Annotated in this window: 24 protein-coding genes; 13 read left to right on the top strand and 11 right to left on the bottom strand. The window is 69.7% G+C overall.

Annotation, left to right across the window (positions count from 1 at the left end; genetic code table 11):
• Positions 1 to 65 precede the first annotated feature (65 nt).
• Genes pdhA through ACWIDW_RS10915 form a run of 3 tightly spaced genes read left to right on the top strand, consistent with a single transcriptional unit; the run spans position 66 to position 3,702 of the window.
• Positions 66 to 1,169: a pyruvate dehydrogenase (acetyl-transferring) E1 component subunit alpha gene (pdhA, locus tag ACWIDW_RS10925; RefSeq protein ID WP_454125217.1), complete on the top strand. Its 1,104-nt coding sequence runs from the start codon at positions 66 to 68 to the stop codon at positions 1,167 to 1,169.
• Positions 1,166 to 2,287 carry an alpha-ketoacid dehydrogenase subunit beta gene (locus tag ACWIDW_RS10920; protein ID WP_454125215.1) on the top strand — a complete coding sequence of 374 codons (1,122 nt, stop codon included), beginning with the start codon at positions 1,166 to 1,168 and terminating at the stop codon, positions 2,285 to 2,287. The genes pdhA and ACWIDW_RS10920 overlap by 4 nt, the downstream gene beginning before the upstream one ends.
• Complete coding sequence (locus ACWIDW_RS10915; RefSeq protein WP_454125213.1) at positions 2,284 to 3,702, top strand: dihydrolipoamide acetyltransferase family protein; 1,419 nt, start codon at positions 2,284 to 2,286, stop codon at positions 3,700 to 3,702. The genes ACWIDW_RS10920 and ACWIDW_RS10915 overlap by 4 nt, the downstream gene beginning before the upstream one ends.
• Positions 3,703 to 3,760: 58 nt before the next feature.
• Here ACWIDW_RS10915 and ptsP read toward each other — a convergent pair whose 3' ends face one another.
• From ptsP to dhaK, 3 genes are read right to left on the bottom strand one after another with little or no spacing between them, the layout of a single operon-like run.
• Complete coding sequence (ptsP, locus tag ACWIDW_RS10910; protein WP_454125211.1) at positions 3,761 to 6,244, bottom strand: phosphoenolpyruvate--protein phosphotransferase; 2,484 nt, start codon at positions 6,242 to 6,244, stop codon at positions 3,761 to 3,763.
• Positions 6,241 to 6,888 carry a dihydroxyacetone kinase subunit DhaL gene (gene dhaL / locus ACWIDW_RS10905; protein ID WP_454125209.1) on the bottom strand — a complete coding sequence of 216 codons (648 nt, stop codon included), beginning with the start codon at positions 6,886 to 6,888 and terminating at the stop codon, positions 6,241 to 6,243. The genes ptsP and dhaL overlap by 4 nt, the downstream gene beginning before the upstream one ends.
• A 51-nt stretch (positions 6,889 to 6,939) precedes the next feature.
• Positions 6,940 to 7,932, bottom strand: coding sequence for a dihydroxyacetone kinase subunit DhaK (dhaK, locus tag ACWIDW_RS10900; RefSeq protein WP_454125207.1), 993 nt, complete (start codon positions 7,930 to 7,932; stop codon positions 6,940 to 6,942).
• Between the two features lie 219 nt (positions 7,933 to 8,151).
• On the opposite strand from dhaK, the gene ACWIDW_RS10895 reads away from it, so the two are divergent.
• The 7 genes from ACWIDW_RS10895 (at position 8,152) to ACWIDW_RS10865 (ending at position 14,554) form a co-directional block, all read left to right on the top strand.
• The gene (locus ACWIDW_RS10895) at positions 8,152 to 9,342 is read left to right on the top strand and encodes a thiolase family protein (protein ID WP_454125205.1); all 1,191 of its coding nucleotides are present in this window, start codon (positions 8,152 to 8,154) and stop codon (positions 9,340 to 9,342) included.
• Positions 9,335 to 10,093 carry an enoyl-CoA hydratase/isomerase family protein gene (locus ACWIDW_RS10890; RefSeq protein WP_454125203.1) on the top strand — a complete coding sequence of 253 codons (759 nt, stop codon included), beginning with the start codon at positions 9,335 to 9,337 and terminating at the stop codon, positions 10,091 to 10,093. Before ACWIDW_RS10895 ends, ACWIDW_RS10890 begins: the two co-directional genes overlap by 8 nt.
• Positions 10,090 to 10,944 (top strand): 3-hydroxyacyl-CoA dehydrogenase family protein, encoded by an 855-nt coding sequence (locus ACWIDW_RS10885; RefSeq protein WP_454125201.1) that lies wholly within the window; start codon positions 10,090 to 10,092, stop codon positions 10,942 to 10,944. The genes ACWIDW_RS10890 and ACWIDW_RS10885 overlap by 4 nt, the downstream gene beginning before the upstream one ends.
• Entirely contained in the window at positions 10,941 to 13,022 is a 2,082-nt protein-coding gene (paaZ, locus tag ACWIDW_RS10880) for a phenylacetic acid degradation bifunctional protein PaaZ (protein WP_454125199.1), read from the top strand. Before ACWIDW_RS10885 ends, paaZ begins: the two co-directional genes overlap by 4 nt.
• A gap of 5 nt (positions 13,023 to 13,027) precedes the next feature.
• Positions 13,028 to 13,408 carry a hydroxyphenylacetyl-CoA thioesterase PaaI gene (paaI, locus tag ACWIDW_RS10875; protein WP_452322540.1) on the top strand — a complete coding sequence of 127 codons (381 nt, stop codon included), beginning with the start codon at positions 13,028 to 13,030 and terminating at the stop codon, positions 13,406 to 13,408.
• 397 nt (positions 13,409 to 13,805) lie between these two features.
• Positions 13,806 to 14,330: a helix-turn-helix domain-containing protein gene (locus tag ACWIDW_RS10870; RefSeq protein WP_282846354.1), complete on the top strand. Its 525-nt coding sequence runs from the start codon at positions 13,806 to 13,808 to the stop codon at positions 14,328 to 14,330.
• Positions 14,327 to 14,554: a hypothetical protein gene (locus ACWIDW_RS10865; protein WP_282846356.1), complete on the top strand. Its 228-nt coding sequence runs from the start codon at positions 14,327 to 14,329 to the stop codon at positions 14,552 to 14,554. The genes ACWIDW_RS10870 and ACWIDW_RS10865 overlap by 4 nt, the downstream gene beginning before the upstream one ends.
• Before the next feature lie 104 nt (positions 14,555 to 14,658).
• Here the strand turns inward: ACWIDW_RS10865 and ACWIDW_RS10860 are convergent, their stop codons facing one another.
• From ACWIDW_RS10860 to ACWIDW_RS10830, 7 genes are all read right to left on the bottom strand, one after another.
• Positions 14,659 to 15,579, bottom strand: coding sequence for an arsenic resistance protein (locus tag ACWIDW_RS10860; protein WP_452322609.1), 921 nt, complete (start codon positions 15,577 to 15,579; stop codon positions 14,659 to 14,661).
• A gap of 53 nt (positions 15,580 to 15,632) precedes the next feature.
• Positions 15,633 to 16,166: a signal peptidase II gene (locus ACWIDW_RS10855; RefSeq protein WP_454125197.1), complete on the bottom strand. Its 534-nt coding sequence runs from the start codon at positions 16,164 to 16,166 to the stop codon at positions 15,633 to 15,635.
• A complete protein-coding gene (locus tag ACWIDW_RS10850; protein ID WP_452322536.1) occupies positions 16,163 to 16,774 on the bottom strand; it encodes a cadmium resistance transporter in 612 nt (203 codons plus the stop codon). The genes ACWIDW_RS10855 and ACWIDW_RS10850 overlap by 4 nt, the downstream gene beginning before the upstream one ends.
• A complete protein-coding gene (locus ACWIDW_RS10845) occupies positions 16,774 to 18,723 on the bottom strand; it encodes a heavy metal translocating P-type ATPase (RefSeq protein ID WP_454125195.1) in 1,950 nt (649 codons plus the stop codon). The genes ACWIDW_RS10850 and ACWIDW_RS10845 overlap by 1 nt, the downstream gene beginning before the upstream one ends.
• Positions 18,681 to 19,040: a Cd(II)/Pb(II)-sensing metalloregulatory transcriptional regulator CmtR gene (gene cmtR / locus ACWIDW_RS10840; RefSeq protein WP_428907926.1), complete on the bottom strand. Its 360-nt coding sequence runs from the start codon at positions 19,038 to 19,040 to the stop codon at positions 18,681 to 18,683. The genes ACWIDW_RS10845 and cmtR overlap by 43 nt, the downstream gene beginning before the upstream one ends.
• A 106-nt stretch (positions 19,041 to 19,146) precedes the next feature.
• Positions 19,147 to 20,547 carry an FAD-dependent oxidoreductase gene (locus ACWIDW_RS10835; RefSeq protein ID WP_452322534.1) on the bottom strand — a complete coding sequence of 467 codons (1,401 nt, stop codon included), beginning with the start codon at positions 20,545 to 20,547 and terminating at the stop codon, positions 19,147 to 19,149.
• A gap of 11 nt (positions 20,548 to 20,558) precedes the next feature.
• Positions 20,559 to 21,320, bottom strand: a complete 762-nt coding sequence (locus tag ACWIDW_RS10830) for an MIP/aquaporin family protein (protein ID WP_452322533.1) — start codon at positions 21,318 to 21,320, stop codon at positions 20,559 to 20,561.
• A 48-nt stretch (positions 21,321 to 21,368) separates the two neighbouring features.
• Here ACWIDW_RS10830 and ACWIDW_RS10825 point away from each other — a divergent pair, with 48 nt between their 5' ends.
• A complete protein-coding gene (locus ACWIDW_RS10825; protein ID WP_454125193.1) occupies positions 21,369 to 22,043 on the top strand; it encodes an arsenate reductase/protein-tyrosine-phosphatase family protein in 675 nt (224 codons plus the stop codon).
• A 20-nt stretch (positions 22,044 to 22,063) separates the two neighbouring features.
• Entirely contained in the window at positions 22,064 to 22,459 is a 396-nt protein-coding gene (locus tag ACWIDW_RS10820) for an arsenate-mycothiol transferase ArsC (protein WP_452322531.1), read from the top strand.
• 273 nt (positions 22,460 to 22,732) lie between these two features.
• On the opposite strand, the gene ACWIDW_RS10815 is transcribed toward ACWIDW_RS10820, so the two are convergent.
• Complete coding sequence (locus tag ACWIDW_RS10815; RefSeq protein ID WP_452322608.1) at positions 22,733 to 24,052, bottom strand: FAD-dependent oxidoreductase; 1,320 nt, start codon at positions 24,050 to 24,052, stop codon at positions 22,733 to 22,735.
• A gap of 91 nt (positions 24,053 to 24,143) precedes the next feature.
• On the opposite strand from ACWIDW_RS10815, the gene ACWIDW_RS10810 reads away from it, so the two are divergent.
• Complete coding sequence (locus ACWIDW_RS10810; RefSeq protein ID WP_454125190.1) at positions 24,144 to 24,491, top strand: ArsR/SmtB family transcription factor; 348 nt, start codon at positions 24,144 to 24,146, stop codon at positions 24,489 to 24,491.
• The last annotated feature ends 121 nt before the right edge of the window (positions 24,492 to 24,612 follow it).

Raw genomic sequence — 24,612 nt, 5'->3', positions numbered from 1 at the left:
GGTTGGACGGCTGACGGGTCGCGGGCATCCTGAGGGCACCACGTTCGGCAAGGAAGGCGAACCGGATGATGCGAGACGACCTGCTCCCCCGCGACACCCCCGTGCGTCTGATCGATCCGCACGGCGACGGCGTCGACGATCCGCACTACACCGCGTGCGACACCGACCGGCTGCGCGACGCCTACCGCGCGCTCGTCGAGGGTCGCCGCATCAACGATCAGGCCAGCGCGCTGGTGCGCCAGGGCCGGCTGGCGGTGTACCCGTCGTCGCACGGGCAGGAGGCGTGCCAGGTCGCCGCCGCGCTCGTGCTCGACGAGCGCGACTGGCTCTTCCCCACCTACCGCGATGCCGTCGCGATCATCGGCCGGGGCGTGTCTCCCGCCGATGCGATGGTGCTGCTCGCCGGCGACTGGCACAGCGGATACGACCCCGCCGAGCACCACGTCGCCCCGCAGGCCACGCCGCTGGCCACGCAGCTGCTGCACGCGGTCGGCTTCGCGCAGGCGGCACGGCACCGCGGCGAGGACACCGTCGTGCTCGCCCTGTGCGGCGACGGCGCCACCAGCGAGGGCGACTTCCACGAGGCGATGAACTTCGCCGCCGTGTTCCACGCTCCCGTCGTCTTCTTCGTGCAGAACAACGAGTTCGCCATCTCGGTGCCGCTCGCACGCCAGAGCGCGGCACCCTCGCTCGCGCACAAGGCGATCGGCTACGGGATGCCCGGCGAGCGCGTCGACGGCAACGACGTCGCCGCCCTGCTCGCGGTGCTCGGCGAGGCTGTCGGGCGCGCCCGCAGCGGGGGCGGCCCCTCGCTGGTCGAGGCGCACACCTATCGCATGCAGGCGCATACCAATGCCGACGACGACACGCGCTACCGCGAGCGGGCAGAGGTGCAGGCGTGGATCGACCGCGACCCGCTGACCCGGCTGCGCGCGCACCTGGCCGCGCAGGGCGCGCTGTCGGACGATGACGAGCAGCGCATCGCGGCCGACGCAGAGAGCATCGCCGCAGAGCTGCGCACCGCGCTGAACGCCGACGCTGACCTCGACCCGGAGGATCTGTTCCGCTTCGTCACCGCCGAGCGGTCGCCCCAGCTCGCGGAGCAGTGGCGGATGCTGCAGAGCGAGATCGAACGGGATGCCCTGATTCAGACGGGAGTGCGGCCATGACCCTTCGCTCCCCACGCCCCGCTCCAGACGCCGCTTCGCGTCGCCCCGAGCCTCCGGGGCGTGTGGGCCCGGCTCAGGACACCGCCCTCGCATCCGACCTCCGCGCCGATCAGGCCACACCTCACGTCGTCGGCACGATGACCATGGCCGCCGCACTCAACCGAGCGCTGGCCGACGCCATCCAGGACGACCCGGCCGTCGTCGTGTACGGCGAGGACGTCGGTGCGCTCGGCGGCGTCTTCCGCATCACCGACGGGCTCGCGGAGCGCTTCGGCGACGACCGCTGCTTCGACACCCCGCTCGCCGAGGCGGGCATCGTGGGCACGGCGGTCGGCATGGCGATGAACGGCATGCGGCCGGTCGTCGAGATGCAGTTCGACGCGTTCGCGCTGCCGGCGTTCGAGCAGATCGTCAGTCAGGTCGCGAAGTTCGGCAACCGCACCCGCGGATCGATGCGGATGCCGCTCGTCATCCGCATCCCCTTCGGCGGCGGCATCGGCGGTGTCGAGCACCACTGCGACTCGTCGGAGGCCTACTACGCGCACACCCCGGGCCTCACGGTGATCGCACCGTCGACCCCGCAGGATGCCTATTCGCTGCTCCGCGCGGCGATCGCCTCGCCCGATCCGGTGATCTTCCTCGAGCCGAAGAAGCTGTACTGGACGAAGGGCGAGGTCGACACCTCGATCACCGCCGAGCTCGGCACCGCCCGCATCCTCAGGGAGGGCACCGACGTGACGGTGCTCGCCTACGCCGCGATGGTGCCGGTCGCGCTCGAGGCTGCCGAGATCGCCGCGGAAGAGGGCCGCAGCGTGCAGGTCATCGACGTGCGCTCGCTGTCGCCGTTCGACGATGCCACGGTGACGGCAGCCGTGCGCGCGACCGGGCGCGCGGTCGTCGTCGCCGAGGCGCCCGGCTACGCGAGCGTCGCGAGCGAGATCCAGGCGCGCGTCTTCGAGCGCTGCTTCGAGCACCTCGAGGCCCCGGTGCGGCGAGTGACCGGCTTCGACACCCCGTACGCCCCGCCGAAGCTCGAGCACTGGTACCTGCCCGACGCCGACCGGGTGCTGGATGCCATCGACTCGCTCTACCCCGACGATGAGGAGGCGGCACGATGACGACCGCGACAGCACGCGTGTTCCGCCTACCGGATCTCGGCGAGGGGCTCACCGAGGCGGGTCTCGTGCAGTGGCTGGTGAAGGTCGGCGACACGATCACCACCGACCAAGCGATCGCCGAGGTCGAGACGGCGAAGAGCATCGTCGAGCTGCCGTCGCCGTTCGCGGGCGTGATCACGGCGCTGCACGGCGAGGCCGGCGACGTGATCGCCGTGGGCGCGCCGGTGCTCGAGGTGGCAGACGGGGTTGGCGACGAATCGACTGCGGAGGCGGCAGCTTCGGATGCTGAGGGCGGCCAGCCTGCGACGACGGCAGCTCCGGATGTCGAGAAGGAGACCTATCGTTCCGAGGAGCGCGCAGGTTCGGGCAACGTCCTGATCGGCTACGGCACCACCGAACGCGTCTCGTCGGGCCGTCGCCGCGCGCGGGCATCCCGGCCGTCCGCAGCCGCCTCCCCTGCTGCTCCCGCCGCGTCGACGGGTCAGGCGGAGCCCGCGCCGCGCACGGTGGCGGTGCGCTCCCCCATCGTGCGGCGCCTGGCTCGCGATCTCGGCGTCGACGTGCGGCGAATCGAGCCGACGGGAGCCGACGGCGCGGTCACGCGCGCCGACGTGCTGCGAGCGGCGTCGATGCTCGACGGCGAGCAGAGCGTCGAAGCTCGCCGGCCGCACGCATCCGGAACCCGCTCGACGACGGCCGCCAGCGCGACCGTCGACGGCCTCGCCGTGGCATCGCGCGATCGGCTCTCGCCGATGCGCAAGGCGATCGGCGCGACGCTGAGCCGCAGCCGCGCCGAGATCCCCGAGGCCACCGTCTGGGTCGACGTCGACGCCACCGACCTGTGGCAGGCCCGCTCGCGCATGGCGCCGGAGGGCGAACGGGCCCCTTCGCTCACCGCCCTCGTGGCCCGGTTCACGTTGATGGCGCTCGCGGAGTACCCGTTGCTGGCCTCGCGTCTCAGCGACGACGCCGGCGAGATCGTGTCCTTCGAGGGTGTCAACCTCGGTGTCGCCGCCGACACCGAACGCGGCCTGATGGTGCCCGTGATCGCCCGCGCGCACGAGCTGAGCATCGACGAACTCGACGCGCAGCTGCGCGAGCTCGCAGCCACCGCACGGTCGGGCCGCATGCCGGCCGAGCGGCTGCGCGGGTCGACGTTCACCCTGAACAACTACGGCAGCCTCGGCGTCGACGGGTCGGCGGCGATCATCAACCACCCCGAGGTCGCGATCCTCGGGATCGGGCGCATGATCGAGCGGCCGTGGGTCGTCGACGGGCAGATCATCGCCCGGCGCATCACGCAGCTGTCGCTGGTCTTCGACCACCGGGTCTGCGACGGCGGCTATGCGGCCGGGTTCCTGCGCCGGCTGGTCGAGCTGATCGAGCATCCGCTGCGCGCATTCGGCCGGCTCTGAGCCGGTCAGCGCGCGCACCGGCGCGATAGTGCGCACCGGTGCCGGCGCGCCGGCGCGGTCAGCGCGCGAGAGCCGCGGCGGCCGCCGAACGGGCGTCGGCCGCGGTCGGCGCGGCCAGTGCCGCCTCGGCGGCGGCGCGGCACTGCTCCCGGGTCACGGCGGCGAGCGCGGCGGCGACCCGGCCGAGCGAGCGTGACGTCATCGACAGGCTGGTGACGCCGAGTCCGACGAGCACGGGGGCGAGTGCGGGATCCGCCCCCGCCTCGCCGCACACCCCGACCGCGCGCTGAGCCGTGCGGCCCGCTGCGCCGACGGCGCCGATCAGCCGCAGCACGGCCGGCTGCCACGGGTCGTTGAGGTCACCCAGCTCGCCCAGCAGCCGATCGGCCGCGAGCGTGTACTGCGCGAGGTCGTTCGTGCCGAGGCTGACGAAGTCGACGACCTCGAACAGCTCCGCAGCGAGCAGGGCGGCCGACGGCGTCTCGATCATCACGCCCACCCGCTCGAGCCCCGCAGCCCTGGCTCTCGTGGCGAAGTCGTCGGCCTCGTCGACGGTGGCGACCATGGGCGCCATCACCTCGACGTGCGCGGACTCCGCTGCCGCGGCCTCGGCCAGAGCCCGCAGCTGATCGTCGAGCAGCTGAGGCGAGCGCCGTGCGATGCGCAGCCCGCGCACCCCGAGCGCGGGGTTCTGCTCGTCGTCGGCGTTCGCGAACGGCAACGGCTTGTCGCTGCCCGCATCGAGCGTGCGCACGACCACCTTGCGGCCGGCGAAGGCCGCCAGCACACCCCGATACGCCGTCACCTGCTCAGCGATCGAGGGCGCGTCGGTGCGATCGAGGAAGCAGAACTCCGTGCGGAACAGTCCGACGCCCTCGGCGCCGGCCGCGGCCGCGGCGCGGGCATCCGCCGCTCCACCCACATTGGCGAGCAGCGGAAGCGGCGATCCGTCGGCCAGCCGCCCGGTTCCGTCGAACGGTGCGACGGCCGCTGCGCGGGTCGCGGCGTCGATCCGCTCCCGCCCGGGGTCGATCTCGACGGTGCCGTGATCGCCGTCTACGAGCACCACCGTGCCGGCGGCGAGGCCTGTCGCACCGGCGACGCCCACCACGGCGGGCAGGCCGAGCGAGCGGGCGATGATCGCGGTGTGCGAGGTCGGACCGCCCTGTTCGGTGACCAGCGCCACGCACCGTCCGCCCTGCAGCGCGGCGGTGTCGGCCGGGGCCAGGTCGTGCGCGACGAGCACGAACGGCTCGTCGAGCTGCGGCACGCCCGGAACGGCGAGGCCGAGCAGCTCGGCGATGATGCGGTCGCGGATGTCGCGCAGATCGGCCACGCGCTCGGCGGTGCGGCCGCCCAGTGCCGCGAGCGCGTCCTGCTGCGCCGTGGTGACCTCCCAGATCGCGCGGGCAGCGCTGCGGCCGGCGTCGCGAACGAGTGCCGACGCCTCAGCGACGAGTTCGGGGTCGGATGCCAGCATGCTGGACGCCTCGAGGATGTCGCGCGCCTCGCCCGATGTCGCGGCGGCGCGCGAGCTCAGGTCGTCGGCGACGGCGCGGGACGCCCGACGGATGCCGGATGCCTCGGCCTCTCTGTCGTCCGCGGCGATGACCGCCGCGGCGTCGGGCTCGGGCACCGGCGGCGCGAGAGTGACGACGGACGCCGCGGCGAGTCCCGGGCTCACGCCGCGTCCGCGCAGCACCGTTCCCGGTGCGACCGGCGGCGCGGGCTGGGCAGGCGCCGACGGCGCACCGGGTGCGGTGCCATGCGGGGCGGGCGCTGCGCCCGCGTCGAGGTGATCGCCGTCGACGCCCTCGCCGAACCCGTCGTCGAAGAGCGCGGCGAGCGCGGCGAGCACCCGGCCGTCCGTGGCGGACAGCTCGATCTCGTCGCCCTGACGCGCGCCGAGCACGAGCAGCCGGCTGAGGCTTCCCGCCGCCGCGTCCGGCCCATCGGGCAGCCGGCGCAGGCGCACGTCGGCTCCGGCGGCCGCCGACGCGATGAGGGCCGCCGGCCGGGCGTGGATGCCGAGCGGGTTGCGCACCCGCACCCGGCGGGTGAGGCGGGCTTCGTCGGGCGTCGACGCTGCAGCAGCATCAGCCGACGTGGTCTCGACCGGAGCATCCGTCTGCAGCTGACCGGCCTTCGCGTCCAGCGCCGCCGCGGCCTCGGCGGCGACCGCGTCGAGCAAGCCCCCGGCGGCGGCCGCGACGACGGCAGCCAGCAGTCCCTCCACGAAAGGTGCCGGCGCCAGGCGCACCGGCACGTCGCTGGTTCGGAACTCGAGGGCGAGCTCTGCGCTCATCACCGCCGAGCCGAGGTCCATGAGCACGAGCACGCCGTCGCATTCCGCGGCCAGCTCGTCGATCGCGGCGGCCACGGCCACGGCATCCGTTCCGAGGATCGGCGCCCCGTCGCCGTCCGTGCCCGCGCCGGCGGCCACGCGCACCGGCACGCCGCCGCCGTGCACCATCTGCAGGGCGAGCTCGAGCGCCGCCTCCCCGAGCCGAGCGCTGTGCGAGACGGCGACGACGCCGATCATCCGTCGTCGCCCTGCACGGCCGCAGCGAGCGTCTCGAACAGGATCGCCGTCGACGCGGCGCCGGGGTCGAGGTGCCCGGCGCTGCGGTCGCCCAGATAGCTCGCGCGGCCCTTGCGGGCGACGAGCGGCAGGGTGGCGTCGCGTCCGGCGGCCGCGGCATCCGCAGCGGCAGACAGCGCCGCCCTGAGGTCCGCCCCGTCGCCGAGGGCCGCGTCGAGCGCCTCGAGGGCGGGTGCCATCGCGTCGTACATCGTCTTGTCTCCGGCCTCGGGCTTGCCGCGGGCCACGACGCCGTCCACCCCGGCGCGCAGCGCGCCCGCGAGCGCTGCGGCGTCGAGGCTCGACACGGCCCCCGCCGTCACGCCCATGCGCAGGAAGAAGGTGCCGTACAGCGGCCCGCTCGCGCCGCCCACCGAGCTGACCAGCGTCATGCCCACGCCCTTGAGCAGCTCGTCGATCGTCTCGGGCGCACTGGCGCCGAGCTTGTCGACGACCGCGGTCATGCCGCGGGACATGTTCGCGCCGTGGTCGGCGTCGCCGATGGCCGAGTCGAGCTCGGTGAGCCAGTCGCGCTTGTCGTTCATGGCCGCGGCGAAGCGCGAGATCCAGTCGTGCAGGGTGGCGGTGTCGATCGTCGATGTCATGCGTGCTCCTGGGTGGCGAGGCGGTGTCGGGTGGTCGGCGACGGGCGCGGGTCAGGCGCCCCAGCGCAGGCCGGGGGTGACGACCGGCGCATCCCACAGCCGCAGGATCTCGTCATCGGCCTTCAGCACCGTCACCGAGCAGCCGGCCATGTCGAGCGAGGTGATGTAGTTGCCGACGAGGTTGCGCACGATCTGCACGCCGGCCTTCTCGAGCAGCGCGGCGACCTCGGCGTACATCAGGTACAGCTCGATCTGCGGGGTCGCTCCCATGCCGTTGAGCATGACGATCGCGGGTCCTGCGACGTCGAGGTCGGCGAGGATCGGCTCGACGAGCTGCCGGGCGATGTCGGATGCCGGGGCCAGCGGCTCGCGGTGCCGACCGGGTTCGCCGTGGATGCCGATGCCGATCTCCATCTGATCGTCGGGCAGGTCGAAGGTGGGCTTGCCCGCCGCCGGCACGGTGCAGCTGGTGAGGGCCATGCCCATTGACCGGCCCTGTCCGTTGACCTTCTGCGCGAGCGCGACGACCGCGGCGAGATCCTGCCCCTCCTCGGCGGCGGCGCCCACGATCTTCTCCAGCAGCACGGTCAGCCCCACCCCGCGGCGTCCGGCCGTGTAGAGCGAGTCCTGCACGGCGACGTCGTCGTCGACCACCACCGTGCCGACCTCGATGCCCTCCATCTCGGCGAGCTCCGCCGCCATCTCGAAGTTCAGCACGTCGCCGGTGTAGTTCTTCACGATGTGCAGCACGCCAGCACCTCGATCGACGGCCTTCGTGGCGGCCTGCACGCGGTCGGGCGTCGGCGAGGTGAACACCTCTCCGGCGACGGCGGCATCCAGCATCCCGACTCCGACGTATCCGCCGTGCAGCGGCTCGTGTCCCGACCCGCCGCCCGAGACCACGGCGACCTTGCCCTGCTCCTTCGGGGTCGCGCGGGTGATGACGTGCGTCTCGAGGTCGACCGAGAGCTCGGGGTGCGCGACGGCGACTCCCCGCAGCGATTCGACGAGCACGTCCTCGGGCTTGTTGATGAGCTTCTTCATGCTGTGATCTCCTTCGATCCTCAGGGGCGGTGCCAGCACGGGAACGTGCTCCGTCATGGTCGAATCTGCTCGGCGCCCCTGCCGTTGTCAAGGTCGATCCCGAAGCGCCGCAGAAACGGCTCGGTGGCGTGGCGGTTGCCAACGGTCACGCGATCTGGAATCGTATTCCTGAACGATCGGTCTGTAATGGATCCGACCGCCGCGACGGAGAGGATGACGATGTCCGAGGCCTATCTCGTCGGCGGCGTGCGCACCCCGGTGGGCCGGTACGGCGGCGCCCTCTCCGGCATCCGCCCCGACGACCTCGCCGCGCTCGTCGTCGCAGAGGCCGTCTCCCGGGCCGGGGTGCCTGCGGATGCCATCGACGAGGTCATCCTGGGGGCGGCGAATCAGGCCGGTGAGGACAACCGCAACGTCGCCCGGATGGCGGTGCTGCTGGCAGGTCTGCCCGACAGCGTTCCGGGCCTCACGGTCAATCGCCTGTGCGCGTCGGGGATGACGGCGATCGCGCTGGCGTCGCAGGCGATCCGCGCGGGGGACGCCGGACTGATGGTCGCGGGCGGTGTCGAGTCGATGACCCGCGCCCCGTGGGTGCAGGCCAAGCCCGAGCGCGCGTGGGGCAAGCCGGGCGAGGCGTACGACACGTCGATCGGGTGGCGGTTCGCAAACCCGCGGCTGCGGGCCCGCGACAAGGCGACGTACTCGATGCCCGAGACGGCGGAGGAGGTCGCGCGCGCCGACGGGATCAGCCGGGCGGATGCCGATGCGTTCGCCCTGCGCAGCCACGAGCGAGCCCTCGCGGCCATCGACGCCGGCCGCCTGGCGCCCGAGATCGTACCGGTCGACACCGGCCGCGGCATCGTCGACACCGACGAGGGCCCGCGCCGCGACACCTCGCTCGAGGCGCTGGGCGCGCTGCGGCCGGTCGTCGCCGGCGGCGAGGTGGTCACCGCCGGCAACGCCAGCTCGCTCAACGACGGCGCCTCCGCCATCGTCGTGGCGGGCGCGGATGCCATCGCCCGGCACGGCCTGCGCCCTCGGGCGCGCGTCGTCGCCTCGGCGACGGCCGCTCTCGCGCCCGAGATCATGGGCCTCGGGCCCGTGCCCGCGACCGAGAAGGCGCTTCAGAGGGCCGGCCTCACCGTCGCGGATCTCGGCGCGGTCGAGCTGAACGAGGCGTTCGCGTCGCAGTCGCTGGCGTGCATCCGCCGCCTCGGCCTCGACCCAGAGATCGTCAACGCCGACGGCGGGGCGATCGCCCTCGGGCATCCGCTCGGCTCCAGCGGCTCGCGTCTGCTGGTCACGCTGCTCGGCCGCCTGGAGCGCGAGGGCGCGCGGTACGGGCTCGCGACGATGTGCGTCGGCGTCGGTCAGGGCACCGCGATGATCGTGGAGCGCGTCGATGGCTGACGCGCTGCGGGTCGAGACGAGTGGCGATCGGACGGTCGTGACGCTCGATCGCCCGGCCGTGCGCAACGCGATCGACCAGACGATGGTCGACGAGCTGCACGCCGTGTGCGCCGAGCTCGAGACGACACCCAGGGTGCTCATTCTCACCGGCGCCGACGGCGTCTTCGCAGCGGGGGCAGACATCGGTCAGCTGCGCGACCGCACCGCCGACGACGCGCGGCGCGGCATCAACTCGACCGTCTTCCGGCGCATCCGCGAGCTGCCGATGCCGGTCATCGCCGCCGTCGACGGCTACGCACTGGGCGGCGGTGCCGAGCTCGCCTACGCCGCCGACATCCGCATCGGCACGCCGCGCGTGCGCATCGGCAACCCCGAGACGGGGCTCGGCATCATCGCCGCTGCCGGGGCGACGTGGCGGCTGCCCGAGATCGTCGGCCACGCCCGCGCGAGCGAGCTGCTGCTCACCGGCCGGATCATCGACGCCGACGAGGCTCTCGCGTGGGGGCTGCTGTCGTCGCTGCACGAGGCCGACGAGCTGCTGGGCGCGGCGCATGCCGTCGCCGACCGCATCTGCGCGAACGGCGCGCGGGCGACCGAGCTCACAAAGCGCGCCCTGCTCGCGCCCGTCGACCGGCATCCGGCGATCGAGGTCGAACTGCAGGCCGAGCTGTTCGACAGCGACGAGAAGCGCCGGCGCATGACCGCGTTTCTCGAGCGCCGGTCACAGCGTCCAGAGAAGGAGAGCCGATGAGCGTTCCCGGAACCGTCGGCGTGCTCGGCGGCGGGCGTATGGGCGCCGGCATCGCGCACGCGTTCCTGCTCGCCGGGGCGCGAGTGCGGCTCGTCGAGCGCGACGAGCAGTCCGCCGAGGCCGCGCGCACCCGCGTGCTGGCCAGCATCGAGAACTCCGTGCGCCGCGGCGACCTCATCGAGCCACGACCGCTGATGGAATCATTCGCCGTGCACACCGACCCCGCCACGTTCCTGAGCGCTGGCCTCGTGATCGAGGCCGTACCCGAGGATCGCACGCTGAAAGCCGAGGCGCTCGCGCGCATCGAGCAGATCGTCGCGCCCGAGGCGGTGCTCACCACGAACACGTCGTCGATCTCGATCGACGAGCTCGCGGCACCCCTCACCCGGCCCGAGCGGTTCCTCGGGCTGCACTTCTTCAATCCCGTGCCGGCGTCGCAGCTCGTCGAGATCGTCGTAGGGTCGCGCACCGATCGTGTCGTCGTCGACGCCGCGCGCGAGTGGGTCGCGACGCTGCGCAAGACGCCGGTGGTGATCCGCGACTCCCCCGGTTTCGCGTCGAGTCGGCTCGGTGTGCTGCTGGGGCTGGAGGCGATCCGGATGCTCGAGGAGGGCGTCGGCGACGCCGTTGACATCGACGCGGCCATGGAGCTGGGGTATCGGCATCCGATGGGTCCGCTGCGCACCACCGATGTCGTCGGCCTCGACGTGCGCCTCGGCATCGCCGAGGAGCTGGCCCGAGAGCTCGGGCCGCGGTTCGAGCCGCCGCGACTGCTGCGGCAGATGGTGGATGCCGGAAAGCTGGGCCGCAAGAGCGGCGAGGGGTTCTACGTGTGGAACGAGGAGAGATGACCGATTTTCTGCCGAGCTACATCAGGGGCGAGTGGTGGACGCCGGGTGCCCCCGCGATGCCTGTCGACGTGCGCGACGCGTCGACCGGCGAGATCATCACCCGGGTCTCGACCGAGGGTCTCGATCTCGCGGGCGCCCTCGAATACGCCCGCACCACCGGCCACGCGAGCCTGGCCGAGCTGACCTTCCACCAGCGGGCGCTGCTGCTCAAGCAGTTCGCCCTGGCGCTGACCGAACGCAAAGACGAGCTGTACGCGCTCTCGGCGCGCACAGGGGCGACGATGGCCGACTCGTGGGTCGACATCGACGGCGGCATCGGCGTGTTGTTCTCGTATTCGGGCAAGGGCCGGCGCGAGCTGCCCAACAGCCGCGTGCACGTCGACGGCCCGGTGGAGCCGCTCTCGAAAGACGGCAGCTTCCTCGGCCGCCACGTCTACACGACGCTGCCCGGCGTCGCGGTGCAGATCAACGCGTTCAACTTTCCCGTGTGGGGGTCGCTCGAGAAGCTTGCCCCGGCGTTCCTCGCCGGTATGCCGACGGTGGTGAAGCCTGCGACGCCGACCGGGTATCTCGCCGAGGCGATGGTGCGCATCCTCGTCGAGTCGCGGCTGCTGCCCGAGGGGTCGCTGCAGCTGATCAGCGGCAGCGTGCCCGACCTGTTCGAGCACCTGCGGCTCGGCGATCTGGTCGGGTTCACCGGCAGCGCGTCGACCGCCGAGAAGCTGCGGCAGCATGCGGCCGTGCAGACCGGCGGGGTGCGCTTCACCGCCGAGACCGACTCGATCAACGCCTCGGTACTCGGCACGGATGCGGTAACCGGCACCCCCGAGTTCGACGCGTACGTGCGCCAGCTCGTCGTGGAGATGACCAGCAAGGCGGGCCAGAAGTGCACGGCGATCCGCCGTGCGATCGTCCCGGCGGCGGCAGCGGACGATGTGATCGAGGCCGTACGGGCGCGGATCGCGGAGAAGACGGTGCTCGGCGACCCGCGCGCCGAAGGCGTGACGATGGGTCCGCTCGCGTCGGCAGCGCAGCGCGACGAGGTGCTGCGCCAGGTGCAGAAGCTGCACGATGCCGGCGGCCGGGTCGTCATCGGCTCGACCGACACCCCCTCTGTGCGGCACGCCGACGGCTCGACGGGCCCGGCGCCGGACGGCGCCTTCGTGGCGCCGCTGCTGCTGCGCTTCGACGACGCGAGCGCCGATGCGGTGCACGACGTCGAGGCGTTCGGTCCAGTGTCGTCACTGCTCACCTACTCCACGACCGCCGAAGCCGCCGATCTCGTCGCCCGCGGCGGCGGGTCGCTGGTCACCAGCATCGCCACGCACGACCCGGCTCAGGCGATCGAGCTCGCGACGCGCATCGCCCCGTTCAACGGCCGGATGCTGCTGCTCGACCGCGATGACGCCCGGTCTTCGACCGGGCACGGCTCACCCCTGCCGGGGCTCGTGCACGGCGGTCCCGGTCGCGCCGGCGGCGGTGAGGAGCTCGGCGGCATCCGCGCCGTGCTGCACCACATGCAGCGCACGGCGGTGCAGGGGTCGCCCGAGATGCTCACGGCGCTGACCGGGGTGTGGCACGCGGGCGCGGCGACGAGCGCCGGCGATCGGCATCCGTTCCGCAAGTCGCTCGCCGAGCTGCGGATCGGCGACCAGATCGCGTCGGATTCCCGAGAGGTGACGCTCGACGACATCGAGACGTTCGCGCATTTCACCGGTGACACGTTCTACGCGCACATGGACGAGGAGTCTGCGGCGGCCAACCCGTTCTTTCCCGGGCGCGTGGCACACGGCTACCTGCTCGTGTCGTGGGCGGCGGGATTGTTCGTCGATCCCGAGCCGGGGCCGGTGCTGGCGAACTACGGCCTCGAGAATCTGCGCTTCGTCACTCCGGTGTCGCCGGGTGACAGCATCCGGGTCGAGCTGACGGCGAAGCAGATCACGCCGCGCGAGACGGACCAGTACGGCGAGGTGCGCTGGGATGCGGTGATCCGCAATCAGCGCGACGACATCGTCGCGACCTACGACGTGCTGACCCTAGTGCGGAAGGAGCACGCCGCCGAGGTCGTGACTGCGTGAGGGAGATGATGCGCCGCGACGCGGCGTCGGCGATGCTCGGCATGGTGGTCGAGGTCGACGAGCCGGGTCGTGCCGTGGTGTCGATGCTCGTGCGCGACGACATGCTCAACGGGTTCGCGATCACGCACGGCGGGCTGGTCTTCTCGCTCGCCGACACGGCTTTCGCGATCGCCTGCAACGAAGACGAGCCGGTGACCGTCGCCGCCGGCGCCGAGATCACTTTCCTGAAGTCGACGACGTCCGGTCAGACGCTGCGGGCCACCGCCGTGCGGCGCACGGTCAGCGGACGAACCGGGCTGTACGACGTGACCGTGCGCGATGAGACGGATGACGTGGTCGCGGAGTTTCGCGGGCGCTCGACGACCACCAATCGCGTCATCGGTTGAGAGCTGCTCTGAGCCGCGGTGACGCTGCGGCAGCCGTGCGGGATCTTGGCCTTCCCGTCTGCTGCCGAAAACGCTGCGCGGCGGGTTTCGGCCGATCCGGTTTCGGCAGGGGGTTTCGGCGGGTCGTTTTGCGGCGTGTCGTGCCGTTGCCCAAGGAGGTCGTCGACCCTGCCGGAAACGATCGTTTGCGGCGCGGCCAGCGAAGGTTCGCCGGAGCGCCCTCCACAAACGGTGGCCGTAAGTGGGTTTCGGCAGAGGCTTCTGGCGGAAGAGACCGAGCCAGTTGAACCGCGAATCGCGAATCGATCGCGGTGGCGGCCGCGTGGCGGGAGCTTGGCGGCTTGCTGGCGGGCCCGTGACGTGGTGAAGGCGGGAGCGAACGGCGAGTATGAGTTCCATGAACACAACACGAATCGCGGACCTTCGGCAGACCGCCGGTTGGACTCAGGAGCGGCTCGCCACCGAGAGCGGCGTCGGGTTGCGGACAATTCAGCGCTTAGAAGCGGGCAATGAAGCGAGCCTCGAGACTTTGTCTCTCGTTGCCGATGCCCTGCGCGTTTCGGTGAGTGAGCTCTTCACCAGCATCGACGACGAGGGCTTCGGCACTCGTGTGGAAGCGTTTGATTCGCGCACTACCGAACAGCAGAGTGCGCGCGACCGCACGGTCGCGGCGTGGAGGTGGCTCTATGTCGGCATCGGAATAGTTCTGACCGTTTTGAGCTTCACGATGGGTGCATCAGGGCTTGTGCTTTTCCTCGCGTATTGGGCGGGCGGACTACTGATCTTCATCGCCCTCGGCCGGCTTTTCCTCGAACCCCGCCTTGACGCCCGCTATCCGCTCTCCCGTAGCAAGCGGAATCTTCGGGAGCAACGGCGAGCACCCTTGGACAAGATCACCGCGAGTGCCGAGCGGGTATCGTGACGGCGCTGGACGGGTTCACACTCGCGGAGTTATCCGTCACGGTGTTTGCACCCCCTGAGACGTTCACGGCGCTGTACGACGACATCATCGAGCTTCTCGAAACGAAGTATGAGCAGAGCACGTGGGAAGTTCTCTCGCAGGACGATGTGACTGAGGACTCCGAGTACCGCGACGCACTCGATCGGCTTCGGCAAGAGGCGGAAGTCGCGAGTCGCTTTCGTTGACGGCTCGGCCGTCCAAGCGTCGTTCCTCGCTGTCCTGCGATCGTCTGCCGAAAACGATCGTTTTCGGTGGGACGACCGCTCTGATCTATTGTCCAGTGCTGCGGCTAGGCGAGGCTGGGCCGTGGTTCGCGCGCGAGGAGGGGAGCCAGGCGGACGAGGATGATCATCGCGACCAGCTCGACAAGGGTCTGGGTGACCACCGCGAGCGGGGCAATGCTCATCGAGGCAGGGAGAGCGAGAGCGAGCGGTAGGACGACGAGCGAGTTGCGAGTGGCGGCGGAGAACATCACCGCGCGGGTGGCGGAGACGTCTATTCGTGCGACCTGGCTGGCGAGCTTCCCGATCGCGACGGCGAGGACGACGAATGCGATGTAGAGCGGTACGACTCGCAGGAGCGCGGTGATCTGCGATCCAACGGCAGCGATCTGGGAACCGATCACCACAGCGAGCGTCACCATCATCAGCGGCACCATCGCGCCCGCCATGATCTTCTCTATGAACCGGCCTCCCCGGTGACGACGCGCAACAGCCTGCACAACCGCTGCGGCGGAGAGGGGGACCACGATCAGCAACAGGAATGCCCGGATGAACGGGCCCATGTCGACCACATCGAGCACTGCGCCGCCTGCGAAGAGGAACAGGAACACCGGTAGAAGCAGGATCTGGAGCAACATCAGCAGCGGTGCGGCTGCGAGCAGTCGTGCGCTAGCGCCGCCTGCGAGGCCTGCGAACACGATGACGTAATCGATGCACGGGGTCAGCAGGACGAGCAGCACCCCGAGCAGCAGCCCGCGATCGTCGACCACGAAGCGCGATAGGCCCCAGGCGAGCATCGGCACGATGACGAAGTTCGCCACCAGCACCGCGCCGAGAAACCTGATGTCACGGAACGCGCGTTTCACCTCGATGAGCGGGACGCCGAGGAATGTGGCGAACAACAGCAGCATCAGCGCGGGTTCGATCGAGTGCTCGAGGCTCGGAGCGGCCTGCGGCGTTATCAGCCCGATGGCGGCCCCCACGGCGATTGCGCCGATGTAGAGGGCGAGTTGATGGGTGTCCCACCACCGGACAAGCGATCTCACTCGGTGCTCTCATCGCCTGCACGGATCATGAAAAGTGCTCCGGTGATCGCTGCGGCGAAGATCACGATGTCAGCGACGTTCCCGATGAACCAGTTCCCGTAGGCGAGGAAATCCACGACGTGACCCCGGGCGAACCCGGGATCGCGGAAAAGGCGGTCGCCTGCGTGTGAGGCGGCAGCTCCACCGAGCGCACCGACGACGATGGCCCACCCCAGCCGTCGCGCTCGGAACGCGAACACGATCGCTGTGACCGTGGCGGCAACAGCGAGCAGCGCGAACACCCAGGTGAAGCCTTCGCCGAACGAGAACGCCGCTCCCGGGTTATAGGCGAGCTGGAAACCCAGCAGGTCACCGATCAGCGGGATGCGCTCACGCTCGGTGAGGGTCGCTTCGGCCCACACCTTGGTTCCCTGATCAATCAGCACGACAACCACGGCGATCAAGAGCGCTCCACCAGTGAGCTGCCACCGCCGCGTCGACGACAGCTTGCGGACAGCGGGCGGGTGAGCCTCATTCTGGGAGGAGGTCATGCGAGCACCTCGATCAGACGGACAATGACCCCAGATTCGATCAGAATGAACAAGCCCAGACCGATGAACACGGCCGGTACGAGCCAGTGCTCGACACGCTCCAGCCCCTCGGTGACAGCCTTGTTGGTACCGATCAGCCGACCGGCCGCACACCAGACCGCGACGAGGATCAGGAACACGACAATCATGATCGCGACGTCGCCGGGGGCGCTGGTGCGGAAGATCGGCGTGTAGAGGGAGATGTTGTCGGCCCCGTTGGCGATCGTGATCCCGGCGACGCCCCAGAGTCCGACCGCGGTGATCTTGGCATCGTCATCGTCATCGTCATCGCCGTTGCGACGCAAGCCGCGCACGAGCGTCCAGATGCCGATGCCGAGCGGGATCAGCCCGAGGAAGCCCACCCATTCGTCCGGGACGATGGTGAGGCCGAGCGCGGCGATCACGCTGATCACGACGAGGGTGATGAACCCGAGGTACTGGCCTGCGACGATCTGCCACGGTCGCGGCTTTCCTCGGCTGGAGGCGAGGAACAGCACGGTGAGAACGACAATGTCGTCGATGTTGGTCGCAGCGAACAGGCCGATCGCTGATCCGATGGTCGCGAGCATCAGCTCTTCACTCGCGGAGTGCGGGCGGCGCGCAGGCCGTTGAGGATAACGATGACCTCGGCGACCTCGTGGACCAGGACGACGGCTGCGAGCCCCAGCACGCCGAAGAGCGCGAGCGGGAGCAGTGCGGTGATGATCAGCAGCGACAGGATGATGTTCTGGTTGATGATCCGTCGACCTCGGCGGGCGTGGTCGAACGCGCGCGGGATGAGACGCAGATCATGGCCGGTGAAGGCCACGTCGGCGGATTCGATCGCTGCGTCAGAGCCGGTCGCTCCCATCGCGATGCCGATGTCCGCGCCGGCGAGGGCCGGGGCATCGTTGATTCCGTCACCGATCATCGCGACCGGCCCTGCCTTCGACAGTTCTGCGATCGCGGCCGCCTTGTCCTCGGGACGCAGCTCGGCTCGCACGTCACTGATCCCGGCCTGCGCAGCAAGCGCGCGAGCAGTCCGGGCGTTGTCACCGGTGAGCATCGTCACGCCGACGCCCTGACCGGTGAGCGTTCCGACCACCTCGGGGACTTCTGGGCGCAGTTCGTCACGGACGCCGATCGCGGCGACCGGCGTCCCGTCACGATGCACGATCACGACCGTCATGCCCTGCTCTTCCAACTCCGCGACCCGCTCCGCGAGCTCGCCGGCGTCCAACCAGCGGGGACTGCCGACGGTGATTCGCGATCCGTCGACGGTGCCATCGATGCCGTGCCCGGCCTGCTCAGTCACATCTGCAGCTGCTGGAGTCCCCGGCGCCGCGGCAGTGATCGCTGAGGCGAGAGGATGGGTGCTGTGCTGCTCCAACGCGGCCGCCCAGGCCAGTGCCTGGGTCTCGGTCACGCCGTTCGCCGTGAGCACGGCGGTGACCGCCGGTTCGTTGCGGGTGAGGGTGCCGGTCTTGTCGAGGGCAACGTGTCGGACGGTGCCGAAGCGCTCGAAAACGGCGCCGGACTTGATGATCACGCCGAACCTGCTCGCCGCACCGATCGCCGCGACGACCGTCAGCGGCACCGAGATCGCGAGTGCACACGGAGAAGCGGCGACTAGCACGACGAGCGCGCGAGTGATCCACACCTCCGGATCGCCCAGCAGCGACCCGATGATCGCGACGAGTGCCGCGAGGATCAGAACACCGGGAACGAGCGGGCGGGCGATCCTGTCCGCGAGACGAGCACGCTCGCCCTTCTCGGTCTGTGCTCTCTCTACCAGCTCCACGATCGTCGTGAGCGAGTTGTCGGTGCCAGCAGCCGTCGTCTCGATCTCCAGTGCGCCGGCGCTGTTGATCGCACCGGCCGACACTGCATCGCCGGGCTCCACCTCGACCGGGATCGATTCCCCGGTGATCGCTGAGGTGTCCAGGCTGGAGCGACCAGAACGCACGACCCCATCGGTGGCGATCCGCTCGCCCGCGCGGACCACCATGATTTGGCCGACCGTCAGCTCTCTTGCCTGCACCTGCACGGTGGTGCCGCCCTGCAGCACGGTTGCCGTCTCCGGCACGAGCTTGAGCAGTGCGCGGAGCCCGCCGCGGGCGCGGTCCATCGCCTTGTCCTCGAGCGCCTCAGCGATCGAGTACAAGAACGCGAGAGCTGCGGCCTCCTCCACGTAGCCGAGGATGACTGCACCGATGGCGCTGATCGTCATCAGTAGACCGATGCCGAGCTTGCCCTTGAACAGCTTTCGAACCGCGCCCGGCGTAAACGTCGAGGCACCCAGCAGCAGGCCGACCCAGAACAGCACTAGCGCCGGGATCTCCTGGCCGGACCACTCCAAGATCAGGCCGGCCAGGAATGCGACTCCGGAGAGAACCGGCACCATAATTCCGCGGTCTCTCCACCAGGGTCGCTCGGCCTCTTCGATCTCCTCCTCCGCCATGCTGGCAGGCTCGTGCTCGCAGCCACATGCCGCGCTCACGCGTTCGCCCCTGTCGCACAGCAACCAGCCACCGTGCATGCAGTGTCCACGCACGGCGCGTGCTCATCCACAGCCAGCGTCACGTCTACGAGCGCGACGAGCGCTGCGGCGAGATGCGGGTCGGCGATCTCGTAACGAGTCTGGCGGCCCTCTGGCTCAGCGACGACGATTCCGCAATCGCGCAGGCACGTCAGGTGATTCGACACGTTCGAACGGGTGAGTACCAGATCGCGCGAGAGGACGGCCGGATAACTGGGCCCTTCGAGCAGGGTCATCAGGATCCGTGAGCGCGTCGGATCAGCCATCGCCCGGCCAAGCCGGTTCATTACATCGATACGGGAAGCAATAGTCAGCACACGCTGAACTATACAGTCACCGGTGACCAATCGCCAAAGCTCGAAAGAGGACTGGGGGGCTTCTAGCGTCGTTCGGTGGACCGGAGTGCCCCCCTCCAGAGCGATCCTAGGCAGCAGGCTGACGCAGCGCCGATGCCGACCGCCGCGTTTCCCGCTCCCACGCCTGGGTTGCGACCTGCACAGCGTCCCAGGGGGAGCCGAGCGGGGGCGTGTAGGAGAGGTCGAGGTCACTCATCGTTGCGACGGTCATGCCGTGGTGCAGAGCTGTGGCGTAGGTGTCGACGCGCTTAGAGATTACCGCGCCGCGGGTGCCGACGAGCTGCGCGCCGAGCAGACGGCCGTCGTTGGTGTCTCCGGTGATGCGGATACTGATGGGCGTGGCGCCCGGGTAGTACTGCTTGTGGTCGTCCGCGATCGCGGTGTGACTGTGCGGGGCAAAACCGGCGGCTGTCGCTTCGTGGTCACGAAGCCCCGTGCGTGCGGCCACGACGTCGAAGACCTTCACGACCTGAGTGCCGAGGCTCCCGGCGAACCGTGTATCCCCACCGATCGCGTTCTCCCCCGCGACGCGTCCCTGCTTATGCGCCGTGGTGCCGAGAGGAAGGTATGTGACGCCGAGCAGGCGGTGATGGGTGACCACCCCGTCGCCGGCCGCCCACACGTTCGGCAGGCCGGTACGCATCCGCTCGTCGACGACGACAGCGCCGCCCGCTCCCATGGTTGCGCCGGCTGCGGCGAGAAGGCTGGTGTTGGGTCGCACGCCGACGACGACGAGCACCACATCAGCGGTGCGGGAGAACGCTTCACCTTCGCGGTTTCCGACCACGGCAATTCGTCCGGCTTCACGAGTGACGGCCTCGACGCGCGTGCCGGTGAGGACGTCGACGCCGTGTCGGGTGAGTTCGTCGTGGACGAGGGAGCCGAGTTCGGGATCGAGGGTGGAGAGGACTTCGGGGCCGCGCTGCAGCTGGGTGACCTGAAGGCCCCGCACAGTGAGCGCTTCGGCCATTTCGAGGCCGACGTAGCCAGCTCCGACGATGATTGCCGTCTCGGGCTGATGTTCGTCGAGGTACTTCTCGAGCGCGAACGTGTCGCCCATTGAGTGCAACAGGTGCACGCCGTCGTCGGGGCCGAGCTGGTCAAGACCTGCGATGCCGGCGGTTGACGGGGATGCTCCGGTGCCGACCATGAGTTCGTCGTAGGCGATCGTTGATTCGCTGCCGTTCGCGTCGCGGACCGTGAGTCGTCGGCCGTAGACGTCGATGCCCGTGGCGAGGGTGTCCAGTCGGAGGTTCATGCCGGTGGCTTCGAGGTCCGCGTGGGTGCGGTGGGCGAGGGACTGCCAGGGCTGCACTTCGCGGGAGAAGTAGTACGGGATGCCGCAGATCGAGAAGTTCGGGTAGGCGTCGGCCACGACGACGGTGACGTCGACGGACGGGTCGAGTTCGCGGGCGCGGAGGGCGGTGGAGATTCCGGCGTCGCTTCCGCCGATCGCTACAAGATGCATGAGGATGCCTTTCAGGGCTGGTTTTCGAGTTGCTGAGGGACCACGACGTCGCCGGCCGTGCGGGAGGCAGTCGGGTAGAGGGCGAGCAGCACAGCGAGGCCGACCGCGGCTCCGACGAGCTGTGCAGTGATGAACGGCGCGACAGAGGCGGGTGCGATGCCGGCAAAGGTGTCGGTGAACGTGCGGGCGATCGTCACCGCGGGATTCGCGAACGAGGTAGAGCTTGTGAACCAGTACGCCGCGCCGATGTACGCACCGACTGCGGCCGCCGTGGTCGATCCCTTGCCCGTGCGCGCGAGCGCGAAGATCAACAGCACCAGTCCCGCCGTGGCGACCACCTCCCCGACCAGGTGTCCACCGGTCGCGCGGTCGTTCGATGAGAGCGCGGGGGTGGCGTCGAACATCACTCCCGCCAAGAACGTTCCGGCGATCCCGCCGAGAACTTGCGCGAGCACGTACGGGGCGAGGTCGCGCAGCGGGAGTCCCGTCCGGGCGCGGCGTCCGAGCAGCCAATCCGCAATCGACACCACGGGGTTGAAGTGCGCGCCAGATACGGGGCCCAGCGTGAGGATCAGGACTGTCAGACCGAGCGCGGTGGTCAGGCTGTTCTCCAGCAGTTGGAGGCCGACGTCATCCGGTGAGAGGCGCTGCGCAGCGATGCCGGAACCCACAACGATCGTGACGAGCAGGCCGGTTCCAAGGAACTCGGCAGCAGCTCGGCGCAGCATGTGAGGTCGCGCGGGCTCGGACGGGGAGCGGGTAGCAATGTTCATGTCGGCTTATCTTGACCCGAGAGGGGTAGTTCAGTCAAGATTGAAACAATGAACACTGAACGAACTTATCAGGTGGAGGCTCGGGCGGCGAAGCACGCCGCGCTGGGTGACCCATCTCGCTTGCGGATCGTCGACCGTCTCACGCTGGGCGACCTCTCCCCCACCGAAATCGGGGTGACGTTGGGCCTTCCCTCCAACCTCGTCACACACCATTTGAATGTGCTGGAGTCCGTGGGGATGGTCTCGCGTTCCCGCTCGGAGGCTGACAAACGGCGCAGCTACGTTCGCCTAACCGAAACCGCACTTCGCGGGCTCACCCCCGGCCGAGTGGAGCGCGCAGATCGCATCGTATTCGTCTGTACGGCGAACTCCGCCCGGTCGCAGCTTGCTGCGGCATTGTGGTCTACCCGCAGCAGCATCCCGGCATCATCGGGAGGAACGCACCCAGCCGAGCGGATAGATCCGGGCGCGGTTGCCACAGCCGAGCGCCACGCCCTCGCGCTGCCAACGGAGTCACCGCGCGCCCTAACTTCGGTACTGACCGATTCGGATTTCGTGGTGACGGTGTGCGATAACGCTCACGAAGAACTCGGCGTCACGGGGCACCTGCACTGGTCGATCCCCGACCCCGTGCGGATCGGCACCGATGACGCCTTCGATACCGCATACGACGAGCTGGAGCGCCGCATCGCGGAACTCGCTCCCCGTCTCGCCGCCAGCTGACCCAACCCGGAAGAGAACCTGTGACTGACGCTCCCCCAACCGTCCTTTTCATCTGCCAGCACAACGCCGGCCGCTCGCAGCTCGGCGCAGCGCTCCTGGAGCACCTGGCCGGCGACCGTTTCACCGCGACGTCGGCGGGCCTCTCCCCCGCCGATGAAGTGAATCCGGCCGTGGCCGCCACTGTCGCAGAACTCGGAATGAACATCACCGATCGCGTGCCGCGCGCCGTCACCGTCGACGACCTGGACGCCGCCGACGTCGTGGTCCTGATGAAGCCCGGGCTCACCCTGCCGTCGACGCCTCGCGGGGAACTTCTGGAGTGGTCGTTCCCCAACCCGGAATCGTGGGACGCTGACGCTGTTCGCCCGCTGCGCGAAGCGGTGGCCGAGAAGATTCGTACGGCGATTCTCACCTGAGAAGCGCCGTACGAACCCGGCCCCGGCGCGGCTGCTCAGCAGGCGACCGCGGTGGCGCAGCATGCGACGGGCGATGGGCGAGCCACGCGGCCGAACAACGACACCTTCCACCATCGCTGCACGCGGGAGCGCCAGCCTTCCCGCGGAGTCCCGTGTATTGCGTCGATTCTCTCCCGCGCCACACGCTGAAACTCCAGCCGCCGCGTTAGTCCGATTTCCCTCCGCTTGTAGACCTCGAAAGCGAAATGCGGGTCCATCGTCGACTCCCTCTCGTCAGACGGATGCCGGCATGCGGCCGATCTGGAGGACCTGAGCGGGCGGCGCGCAGCACGAACCGCCCAGCGATGCCCCGGATGCGTCAAACAGTCCCGCCCCACCGCACACTCCCGTGTCCGGCAGCACAAGCTCGACTCGGCGCGCGGCCTCGTGATCGCCGGCCAGCTCAGCGACGACACTGCGGACCTGCTCATACCCGGTCAGAGCGAGGAAGGTGGGTGCTCGGCCATACGATTTGGCGCCGACCAAGTAGAAGTCCGGTTCTGGCTGAGCCAGGTCGACCGCGCCCGTGGCGGCGACGGAGCCACACGAGTGCACGTTGGGATCCACTTCCGCGGCGATACGCACCGGAGCTTGCAACGTCGCGTCCAGCTCCAGACGCAGCTCCGACAGGAACGATAGATCCGGGCGGAAACCGGTCAAGACCACCACCCGATCGGCGGTGAGGGTGCGGCCGTCTTCGGCGACCAGCACCGGCCGCTCACCGTCGCGGGTGACACGCTCCACGCGGAACCCCGTGACGAGAGAAACCAGGCCGGCGTCGACGAACTCCTCAGCCCTGATGCCGAGCGCGCCGCGAGCGGGCAGCTCGTCGGCCTCGCCGCCTCCGAAAGCGTTGCCCGCGGCAGCACGCCGCAGCGCCCAGGTCACTGTCGTGTTCGGGTCGCGGCGCGCCATCTGCCCCAGCGCCAACACGGCGGTGACCGCTGAGTGGCCGGACCCGATGACCACGGTGTGCTTGCCACCGAACTGCTCACGATCGCGGAAGTCGGGAATGCGGTACGACAGCAGATCCGCGGAGGCCTGTTCTCCGAGTGCGGGCAGGCCGTCAGCACCAGCGGGGTTCGGAGTAGCCCACGTGCCCGACGCATCGATGACCGCCCGAGCCTGCAACCGATACTCGTCGCCTTCCACGGGCTGCACGTGCACGGTGAACGGCTGCTCTCCACGACCCGCGTCGACAAGTCGGTCACGCCCAAGGCGAGACACTCCGACGACTCGCGAACCGAAGCGGATGCGCTCGCCCAACTCGGCGGCGAGGGGTGCGAGATACCCGCTAATCCACTGCTCCCCTGTGGGATATCCCGTCGTGGGGGCGGTCCAGCCAGTGGGCTCGAGAATGCGAGCCCCGGCCGCATCAACCAGTTCCGGCCACTCAGAGAACAACCGCACGTGCCCCCACTCGCGCACAGCCGCGGCAGGGCCGTCGCCTGCTTCCAACACCACGACCGGGACATCGCGCTCCACCAGATGCGCAGCCGCGGCCAGCCCCTGCGGACCAGCACCGATAACAACGACGGGCAACGTGCTCTCCATCAGCCTTCTCCAATACGTATCGACAAACCTCGATGCATCGAGACTTGTCGATGCATCGACAAATGTCAATACGACGTGAGAGGATTCGATCATGCCCTCCCCTCTCACTCTCCTGCCGACCGATGTGGCGGTCTGCTGCTCGCCGGTTACCGGCGGGGTGCTCACGGCCGATGAAGCTGAGCGGATCGCCCACACGTTCAAAGCGTTGGGTGACCCGACGCGCGTGCGGCTACTCTCGCTCATCGCGGCATCCGACGGCGGCGAGGCCTGCATCTGCGACCTCACCGACCCCGTGGGACTGTCCCAACCCACCGTCTCGCATCACATGAAGCTGCTCGTCGATGCCGGCCTGACAACCCGCGAACAGCGAGGGCGCTGGGCGTACTACCGAGTCGTCACCGACACACTCGAACAGGCATCCCGCTCGCTGAGCTCGTGAAACAGCCGCGCAGGTTCCTCCGAATACGCCGGTCTTGATTACGCCCGGTCACCAGTAGAGCCGTCAACTTGTTGCGCGACACTTCGGGCAGCGGGAGATGAGACACGCCGGAAACGCCTGC

It is taken from the genome of Microbacterium sp. NPDC055312 (assembly GCF_053645675.1).
This window is presented reverse-complemented; position numbering and strand designations above follow the sequence as displayed.

Excerpts from the sequence above, each read along its gene's own strand:
- pdhA (WP_454125217.1), top strand. The coding sequence starts at position 66 with ATGATGCGAGACGACCTGCTCCCCCGCGACACCCCCGTGCGTCTGATC.
- ACWIDW_RS10920 (WP_454125215.1), top strand. The coding sequence starts at position 1,166 with ATGACCCTTCGCTCCCCACGCCCCGCTCCAGACGCCGCTTCGCGTCGC.
- ACWIDW_RS10915 (WP_454125213.1), top strand. The coding sequence starts at position 2,284 with ATGACGACCGCGACAGCACGCGTGTTCCGCCTACCGGATCTCGGCGAG.
- ptsP (WP_454125211.1), bottom strand. The coding sequence starts at position 6,244 with ATGATCGGCGTCGTCGCCGTCTCGCACAGCGCTCGGCTCGGGGAGGCG.
- dhaL (WP_454125209.1), bottom strand. The coding sequence starts at position 6,888 with ATGACATCGACGATCGACACCGCCACCCTGCACGACTGGATCTCGCGC.
- dhaK (WP_454125207.1), bottom strand. The coding sequence starts at position 7,932 with ATGAAGAAGCTCATCAACAAGCCCGAGGACGTGCTCGTCGAATCGCTG.
- ACWIDW_RS10895 (WP_454125205.1), top strand. The coding sequence starts at position 8,152 with ATGTCCGAGGCCTATCTCGTCGGCGGCGTGCGCACCCCGGTGGGCCGG.
- ACWIDW_RS10890 (WP_454125203.1), top strand. The coding sequence starts at position 9,335 with ATGGCTGACGCGCTGCGGGTCGAGACGAGTGGCGATCGGACGGTCGTG.
- ACWIDW_RS10885 (WP_454125201.1), top strand. The coding sequence starts at position 10,090 with ATGAGCGTTCCCGGAACCGTCGGCGTGCTCGGCGGCGGGCGTATGGGC.
- paaZ (WP_454125199.1), top strand. The coding sequence starts at position 10,941 with ATGACCGATTTTCTGCCGAGCTACATCAGGGGCGAGTGGTGGACGCCG.
- paaI (WP_452322540.1), top strand. The coding sequence starts at position 13,028 with ATGATGCGCCGCGACGCGGCGTCGGCGATGCTCGGCATGGTGGTCGAG.
- ACWIDW_RS10870 (WP_282846354.1), top strand. The coding sequence starts at position 13,806 with ATGAACACAACACGAATCGCGGACCTTCGGCAGACCGCCGGTTGGACT.
- ACWIDW_RS10855 (WP_454125197.1), bottom strand. The coding sequence starts at position 16,166 with ATGACCTCCTCCCAGAATGAGGCTCACCCGCCCGCTGTCCGCAAGCTG.
- ACWIDW_RS10850 (WP_452322536.1), bottom strand. The coding sequence starts at position 16,774 with ATGCTCGCGACCATCGGATCAGCGATCGGCCTGTTCGCTGCGACCAAC.
- ACWIDW_RS10845 (WP_454125195.1), bottom strand. The coding sequence starts at position 18,723 with ATGCACGGTGGCTGGTTGCTGTGCGACAGGGGCGAACGCGTGAGCGCG.
- ACWIDW_RS10835 (WP_452322534.1), bottom strand. The coding sequence starts at position 20,547 with ATGCATCTTGTAGCGATCGGCGGAAGCGACGCCGGAATCTCCACCGCC.
- ACWIDW_RS10830 (WP_452322533.1), bottom strand. The coding sequence starts at position 21,320 with ATGAACATTGCTACCCGCTCCCCGTCCGAGCCCGCGCGACCTCACATG.
- ACWIDW_RS10825 (WP_454125193.1), top strand. The coding sequence starts at position 21,369 with ATGAACACTGAACGAACTTATCAGGTGGAGGCTCGGGCGGCGAAGCAC.
- ACWIDW_RS10815 (WP_452322608.1), bottom strand. The coding sequence starts at position 24,052 with ATGGAGAGCACGTTGCCCGTCGTTGTTATCGGTGCTGGTCCGCAGGGG.
- ACWIDW_RS10810 (WP_454125190.1), top strand. The coding sequence starts at position 24,144 with ATGCCCTCCCCTCTCACTCTCCTGCCGACCGATGTGGCGGTCTGCTGC.